Genomic DNA, 2,355 nt, shown 5'->3' on the forward strand with positions numbered 1-2,355 from the left:
GTGGCAGCAGCGCGTTATCGCCCGCCCCCCTTTGATGGGGTGGTGGGCGCGTTGTTGGGTAGGGGAGCGTCCTGCGTGGGGCGAAGCCCGGGGGTGACCTCTGGTGGACCGCGTGGGAGTGAGAATGCAGGCATGAGTAACGAATTCTGCGGTGGGAATCCGCAGCGCCGATTGACTAAGGGTTCCAGGGCCAGGTTCATCCGCCCTGGGTTAGTCGGGTCCTAAGGCGAGGCCGACAGGCGTAGTCGATGGTCGACCAGTTGATATTCTGGTACCGCGCGGCGACCGCCAATGCCGATACCGTTGTGCTAACCGCCCGCACCTGTTCCCCCGCTGCTTTCGGGCGCGGGGAGGGCGGGTGTCGCGGGGCCCCGGTGGTGGAGGCAAGCGTGTTAACAGGGGTGACGCAGGAAGGTAGCCGCAATGCGCCGGTGGTTGTGCGTATTCAAGGCTGTGGCCCGTCTCCTAGGCAAGTCCGGGGGGCATGGTGGGTGAGAGCTGAGGAGGGACACACGCGTGTGTGGACTTGTGGTGATCCTATGCTGCCGAGAAAAACCCCGACGTGAGGGCGCCGCGCGCCCGTACCCCAAACCGACTCAGGTGGTCAGGTAGAGTATACCGAGGCGTTCGAGTGAATCATGGTTAAGGAACTCGGCAAAATTCCTCCGTAACTTCGGGATAAGGAGGACCCTTTGGCCTCTTCCCGCCGCGCGCGGGGCGGGGGCCGGGGGGTCGCAGAGAATAGGGAGAAGCGACTGTTTATCAAAAACACAGGTGCGTGCGAAGCCGCAAGGCGATGTATACGCACTGACGCCTGCCCGGTGCTGGAAGGTTAAGAGGAGCCCTCAGCCCCCCGCGTGGGGGCGAAGGGGCGAATTCAAGCCCCAGTAAACGGCGGTGGTAACTATAACCATCCTAAGGTAGCGAAATTCCTTGTCGGGTAAGTTCCGACCTGCACGAATGGCGTAACGACTTCTCCGCTGTCTCAACCGTGAACTCGGTGAAATTGCAGTACGAGTAAAGATGCTCGTTTCGCGCAGAAGGACGGAAAGACCCCGGGACCTTTACTATAGCTTGGTATTGGTGTCCGCTTGTGCTTGTGTAGGATAGGTGGGAGACTGTGAAGCCGCGGCGCCAGCCGTGGTGGAGTCGTCGTTGAAATACCATTCTGGTTCAAGCGGGCGCCTGAACCTGGGCCCGTGATCCGGGCTGGGGACAGTGCCTGGTGGGTAGTTTAACTGGGGCGGTTGCCTCCTAAAATGTAACGGAGGCGCTCAAAGGTTCCCTCAGCCTGGTTGGCAATCAGGTGGCGAGTGCAAGTGCACAAGGGGGCTTGACTGTGAGACCGACGGGTCGAGCAGGTGCGAAAGCAGGAACTAGTGATCCGGCCATGGCACGTGGGTGCGTGGTCGCTCAACGGATAAAAGGTACCCCGGGGATAACAGGCTGATCTTGCCCAAGAGTCCATATCGACGGCATGGTTTGGCACCTCGATGTCGGCTCGTCGCATCCTGGGGCTGGAGTTGGTCCCAAGGGTTGGGCTGTTCGCCCATTAAAGCGGTACGCGAGCTGGGTTCAGAACGTCGTGAGACAGTTCGGTCCCTATCCTCTGCGCGCGCAGGAAACTTGATGGAGGGCCGTCCCCAGTACGAGAGGACCGGGATGGACGAACCTCTGGTGTGCCAGTTGTACCGCCAGGTGCACGGCTGGTTGGCCACGTTCGGAAAGGATAACCGCTGAAAGCATCTAAGCGGGAAGCCCGCTCCGAGATGAGGTTTCCACGCCCCCGCCGTGGGGTGAGAGGCCCCCGCCAGAACAGCGGGTCGATAGGCCAGAGGTGGAAGCGCCGCGAGGCGCTCGCGAGCCGACTGGTACTAATGGGCCAACACCACACACAACCCCCCCACCCAACCCGCCCGCCCCCCAACACCAAAAAGGGGAGCGATCAGGGCAGGACCAAAACAGGAGAGGGGGGCGCCCAACGGGACAACAACCCCCACCCCCAACCCCCCCACAAAAACAGGGAGGGCAGGGGCCAACACCGGGGGAAGGGATGCCGCAACCACTATACGAACCACGACCAACCCACCCCCCAACCCCCCCGAACCCGACAAGGGAGGGGGGCAGCGGCCCACAACAACAGGGGCGCAGCAACAGGGGAGGAGGGCGGGGGTCAGAATTAGAGACTTGTGGTGGTCACAGCACCGGGGAAACGCCCAGCAACATTCCGAACCTGGAAGCTAAGCCCGGCCGCGCCAATGGTACTGCACCCCAGGGGGTGTGGGAGAGTAGGAAACCGCCACAACACACCACAGTGGGGGGCCCGCACACCGTGCGAGCCCCCCACAAACACAC

The 2,355-nt window shown here is 62.3% G+C and carries 2 rRNA genes; both read left to right on the top strand.

Features of this window, described 5'->3' with window-relative positions:
- A 23S ribosomal RNA gene (locus tag G447_RS12480) occupies positions 1-1,898 on the top strand; the annotation flags it as partial.
- A 290-nt stretch (positions 1,899-2,188) separates the two neighbouring features.
- Positions 2,189-2,305: ribosomal RNA gene (gene rrf, locus G447_RS0108550) — 5S ribosomal RNA — on the top strand.
- The last annotated feature ends 50 nt before the right edge of the window (positions 2,306-2,355 follow it).

This window comes from Schaalia georgiae DSM 6843, from assembly GCF_000429245.1.
In the GTDB taxonomy this organism is placed as follows: Bacteria; Actinomycetota; Actinomycetes; order Actinomycetales; family Actinomycetaceae; genus Pauljensenia; species Pauljensenia georgiae.